A 5,320-nucleotide genomic window follows, 5' to 3' on the forward strand; every position below is an offset into this window, starting at 1 on the left:
AGGTGGAGGCGGTGTTGGGGTCTCATGCGGGGGTGGGTCAGGTGGTGGTGGTTCCGCGTGAGGATGTGCCGGGGGATGTGCGGCTCGTCGCCTACGTCGTACCGGAAAGGGAGATCGACGAGGCCGAAGCCGACGCACTGCCGGGGATGTTGCGTGCGCACGCGCGCCGACGGTTGCCGGAGTACATGGTGCCGTCGGCGGTGCTGGTCCTGGACGAGCTGCCGTTGACGGTGAACGGGAAGCTGGACCGGGCGGCACTGCCGGCACCGGAGCACTCGTCGGCCGGTGGACGGGGCCCCGCTTCGGTGGCTGAGGAGCTGGTGTGCCAGGCCTTCGCGGAAGTGCTGGGTGTGGATCAGGTGGGGGTGGAGGACAACTTCTTCGAACTGGGCGGGCACTCGCTGTTGGCGGGATCGCTGGTGCAGCGGCTGGGCGAGCGGGGCCTTGGGGTGTCGGTTCGGGTGTTGTTCGAGGCTCCGACGCCGGCGGCGCTGGCGGCGTCGAGCAGCGGTGGCGGTGCGGTGGAGGTGCCGCCGAACGGCATCCCCGAGCAGGGCGCGGAGGTGATCACGCCGGAGATGCTGCCGCTGGTCGAGCTGACGGCCGCGCAGGTGGAGTCGGTGTGCGCGGCGGTCGAGGGTGGGGCGGCGAACGTGGCGGATGTGTATCCGCTGGCGCCGTTGCAGGAGGGCATCTTCTTCCATCATCTCCTCGCCGGGCCGGGTGAGGCGGACGCGTATCTGATGCAGATGGCGCTGGCCTTCGACGATCGCGAACGGCTGGACGGGTTCCTGGCGGCGTTGCAGCGGGTGGTGGACCGGCATGACATTTGCCGCACCGGAGTGGTGTGGGAGGGGTTGCCGGAGCCGGTGCAGGTGGTCTTGCGCCGTGCCGTGCTTCCGGTGACCGAGGTGACGTTGTCGGAAGGCGGCGACGCGGCCGCGGAGCTGTTGGCGAACGCAGAGCAGTGGATGGACGTGCGGCGAGCGCCGTTGCTGCGGGTGTATGCGGCTGCCGAGCCCGGTGGTACGGGGCGGTGGCTGGGATTGGTGCAGGTGCATCACCTGTTGCAGGACCACACGGCGCTGGAGGTGGTGCTGGGTGAGGTCGCGGCGTTGATGGAGGGCCGTGGGGATGAGTTGCAGGTGCCGCTGCCGTTCCGGGACTTTGTGGCGCAGGCGCGGTTGGGGGTTTCGCGTGCGGAGCATGAGGAGTTCTTCGCTGAGCTGTTGGGTGATGTGACGGAGCCGACGCTGCCGTTCGGGTTGGCTGATGCTCGTGGTGATGGCACGGGTGTGCGGTCGGCGCGGCTGGTGGTGGATGAGGGGCTGGCGGGGCGGGTCAGGGAGCAGGCCCGTGGGTTGGGGGTGAGTCCGGCGACGTTGTTCCACGTCGCGTATGCGCGGGTGCTGGCGAGTCTGGCGGGGCGGTCGGATGTGGTGTTCGGGACGGTGTTGCTGGGGCGGATGAGTGCGGGGGTGGGGGCGGAGCGGATTCCTGGGCCGTTTATCAACACGCTTCCGGTGCGGGTGGACGTGGCGGCCCTGGATGTGGTGGGTGCGGTGCGGGCGATGCAGGGGCAGTTGGCCGGCCTGCTGGTGCATGAGCACGCCCCGCTCGCGCTGGCGCAGAGGGTGAGTGGTGTCCCGGCTTCGGCTCCGTTGTTCACGTCATTGTTCAACTATCGCCATGACGGACGATCGGTGCGTGGTGGTGCTGTGGGTGTTGAGCTGTTGTTCGCGCAGGAGCGGACGAATTATCCGCTGGCGGTTGCGGTGGATGATCTGGGGTCTGGGTTTGCGGTGGCGGTTGATGCGGTGGCTCCGGGGGATGCCGGGTTGGTGTGTGAGTTGGTGCAGAGGGCGGTGGGGGAGCTGGTGGGGGCGTTGGAGGTTGCGCCGGGGGCGGCGTTGGGTGGTGTGGATGTGCTGCCGTCGTCGGTGCGGCATCAGGTGGTGGCGGGGTGGAATGCCACCGTCGAGCCGGTGCCTGATGCGACGTGGGTGGAGCTGTTCGAGCGGCAGGTGGTGCGGGATCCGGGTGCGGTGGCGGTGGTGTGTGGGGATGAGCGGTTGTCGTATGGGGAGTTGGATGAGCGTTCTGGTCGGGTGGCGGGTGTGTTGGCTGGTTTGGGTGTGGGGTTGGAGTCGGTGGTGGGGGTGGTGTTGGAGCGGTCGGTGGATGTGGTGGTGGCGTTGTTGGGGGTGTGGAAGGCGGGGGGTGCGTATGTGTTTGTTGATCCGTCGTATCCGGTGGAGCGGCTGGGTGTGGTGCTGGCGGAGGCGGGGCCGGTGTGTGTGGTGACGGTCCGGGAGCTGGCTGGTGGGTTGCCGGATGGGGTCGGTGTGCCGGTGGTGTGTCTGGATGATCCGGGGGTGGCTTCTGCGCCGGTGGCGCGTCCTGTGCTCGGAGGACCTGGTGTGGCGGCGTATGTGATGTTCACGTCGGGGTCGTCGGGGGTGCCGAAGGGTGTGGTGGTGTCTCAGGGTGCGGTGGTGGGTTTGGTGGCGGCTCTGGGTCCGGTGCTGGGTGCTGGGCCTGGTGTGGGTGTGTTGCAGTTTGCGTCGTTCGGGTTTGACGGTTCGGTGCTGGATGTTGCGGTGGCGTTGGCACGGGGTGGTCGCCTGGTGGTGGCGTCGGAGGCGGAGCGGGCGGATGTGGGGTTGTTGGCGGATGTGGTGGTGCGGGAGGGGGTGGGGGTGGCGAGTGTGGTGCCCTCGTTGCTGGGTGTGGTGGATCCGGCGGGGGTGCCCGGCCTGGAGCGGGTCCTGGTGGGCGGTGAACTGTTGTCGGCCGAGGTGGCGCGGGTGTGGGCGGGTGGCCGGGTGTTGGTGAACACGTATGGGCCGACGGAGGCGACGGTGATGGTCACCGCCGGGCAGGTGGCTGAGCACGGGGTGGGTGTGCCGTCGGTGGGTGGGCCGGTGGCGAATGCGCGGGTGTATGTGCTGGACCGGTTCCTGGAGCCGGTGCCGCCGGGTGTGGCAGGCGAGCTGTATGTCGCTGGCGTGCAGCTGGCACGCGGGTATCACCAGCGGCCTGCGTTGACCGGGGAACGGTTCGTGGCGTGTCCGTTCGGTGTTGCGGGTGAGCGGATGTACCGGACCGGTGATCTGGCGCGGTGGACGGTGGACGGGCAGCTGGCATTCGTGGGCCGTGCGGATGATCAGGTGAAGGTCCGCGGGTTCCGGGTTGAGCCGGCTGAGGTCGAGGCGGTCCTGGCCGCGCATCCCGGGGTGGGCCAGGCGGTGGTGGTCGCTCGTGAGGACGTGCCGGGTGACAAGCGCTTGGTCGCCTACGTCGTACCCGAGGGCGACGGCCCGGTGGATGGTGACCTGCGGAGCTTCGTGGCTGGGCGGTTGCCGGAGTACATGGTGCCGTCAGCGGTGGTGGCGCTGGACGGGCTGCCGCTGTCGGTGAACGGGAAACTGGACCGCTCCGCGCTGCCGGCGCCTGAGTACTCGTCTGCCGGTGGGCGGGGTCCTGCCACGGTGGCCGAGGAGCTGGTATGCCAGGTCTTCGCGGACGTCCTGGGCGTCGAACGTGTAGGGGTGGAGGACAACTTCTTCGAGCTGGGTGGGCACTCCTTGTTTGCGGTGTCGTTGGTGCAGCGGTTGCGTGAGCGTGGGTTCGGGGTGTCGGTGCGGGCGTTGCTGGTGGCGCCGACCCCGGCTGGCTTGGCTGCGGCCGGTGCTGGTGGCGAGGGTGTGGTGGAGGTGCCTCCGAACGGGATTCCCGAAGAGGGCGCGGAGGTGATTGCGCCGGAGATGCTGCCGCTGGTGGAGCTGACGGCGGCGCAGATCGACTTGGTCTGTGCGTCGGTAGAGGGTGGGGCGGCGAATGTGGCGGATGTGTATCCGCTGGCGCCGTTGCAGGAGGGCATCTTCTTCCATCACCTGCTGGCCGGCGCGGGTGAGGCGGATGTGTACCTGGTGCCGATGGTGCTGGGCTTTGACAGTCGTGAGCGGCTGGATGGGTTCCTGGCGGCGTTGCAGCGGGTGGTGGACCGGCACGACATCTACCGGACCGGGCTGGTGTGGGACGGGCTGCCGGAGCCGGTGCAGGTGGTCCGCAGGCGTACGGTCGTTCCGGTGACCGAGGTGACGTTGCAGGAGGGTGGTGGGGACCCGGCGGCAGCGCTGCTGTCGATGGCGGGAGAGTGGATGGACCTGCGGCGGGCGCCACTGGTGCGGGTGCACGTAGCGGCCGAGCCGGGGAGGCCGGGCCGGTGGGTGGCGTTGGTGCAGGCGCATCACCTGTTGCAGGACCACGCCGCGTTGGAGGTGGTGCTGGGCGAGGTGGCGGCGTTCATGGCTGGGGACGGTGACCGTCTCCCGGAGCCACTGCCGTTCCGTGACTTCGTGGCCCAGGCCCGGCTGGGGGTATCGCGTGCGGAGCATGAGGAGTACTTCTCGGAGCTGTTGGGTGACGTGACTGAGCCGACGCTGCCGTTCGGATTGGCCGATGCTCGTGGTGATGGTTCCGGTGTGCAGCGGGCGCGGCTGGCAGTGGACGGCCTGTTGGCGTACCGGGTGCGGGAGCGGGCCCATGGGGTGGGTGTTTCTCCGGCAACGTTGTTCCATGTGGCGTGGGCGCGAGTGCTGGCGAGTCTGGCCGGCCGGACGGACGTCGTGTTCGGGACTGTGCTGCTGGGCCGGATGAATGCTGGGCGAGGCGCGGACCGGATCCCGGGGCCGTTCATGAACACGCTGCCGGTGCGGGTGCACGTTGATAAGGATGTCGTCGGTGCGGTGCGGGCGATGCAGGCCCAGCTGGCCGGCCTGCTGGTGCACGAGCATGCCCCGCTGGCCCTGGCACAGAAGGCCAGCGGCGTCCCGGTCTCGGCTCCGCTGTTCACATCCCTGCTGAACTATCGCCACAGCCGGCTGTCGGGTGAGCATCCCGGAGACGGTGATCTGAACGGCATCGACGGCGTGACGATGGTTTACGGGAGAGGTGTCACCAACTATCCGCTGGCCTTGGCAGTGGACGACACGGGGACTGGGTTCCGGCTGACAGCGGATGCACTTCAGCCTGCTGATCCCGAGTTGGTGTGTGGGTTGATGCACACGGCGGTCGGGAGTCTCGTCGAGGCGTTGGAGAGCGCGCCGGGCACGGGGCTGCATGGGCTTGAGGTGTTGTCGGAGGGTGAGCGGGGGCGGGTGTTGGTTGGGTGGAATGAGTCGGGTGTGGTGGAGGCGTCGGGTGTGGTGCCGGAGTTGTTTGCTGAGCGGGTGGTGCGGGATCCGGGTGCGGTGGCGGTGGTGGATGTGCGGGTGGAGTTGTCGTATGGGGAGTTGGATGAGCGGGCGTCTCGGTT

1 protein-coding gene is annotated in these 5,320 nt (G+C 68.9%); it reads left to right on the forward strand.

All coding sequences use genetic code 11. The features are described 5' to 3' along the window. Positions 1-32 precede the first annotated feature (32 nt). Positions 33-5,320: amino acid adenylation domain-containing protein (locus ACFC1X_RS40525; protein WP_376364717.1), on the forward strand; the 5,288-nt coding region annotated here is incomplete at its 3' end.

It is taken from the genome of Streptomyces sp. NPDC056128, assembly GCF_042263835.1.
GTDB lineage: Bacteria > Actinomycetota > Actinomycetes > Streptomycetales > Streptomycetaceae > Streptomyces.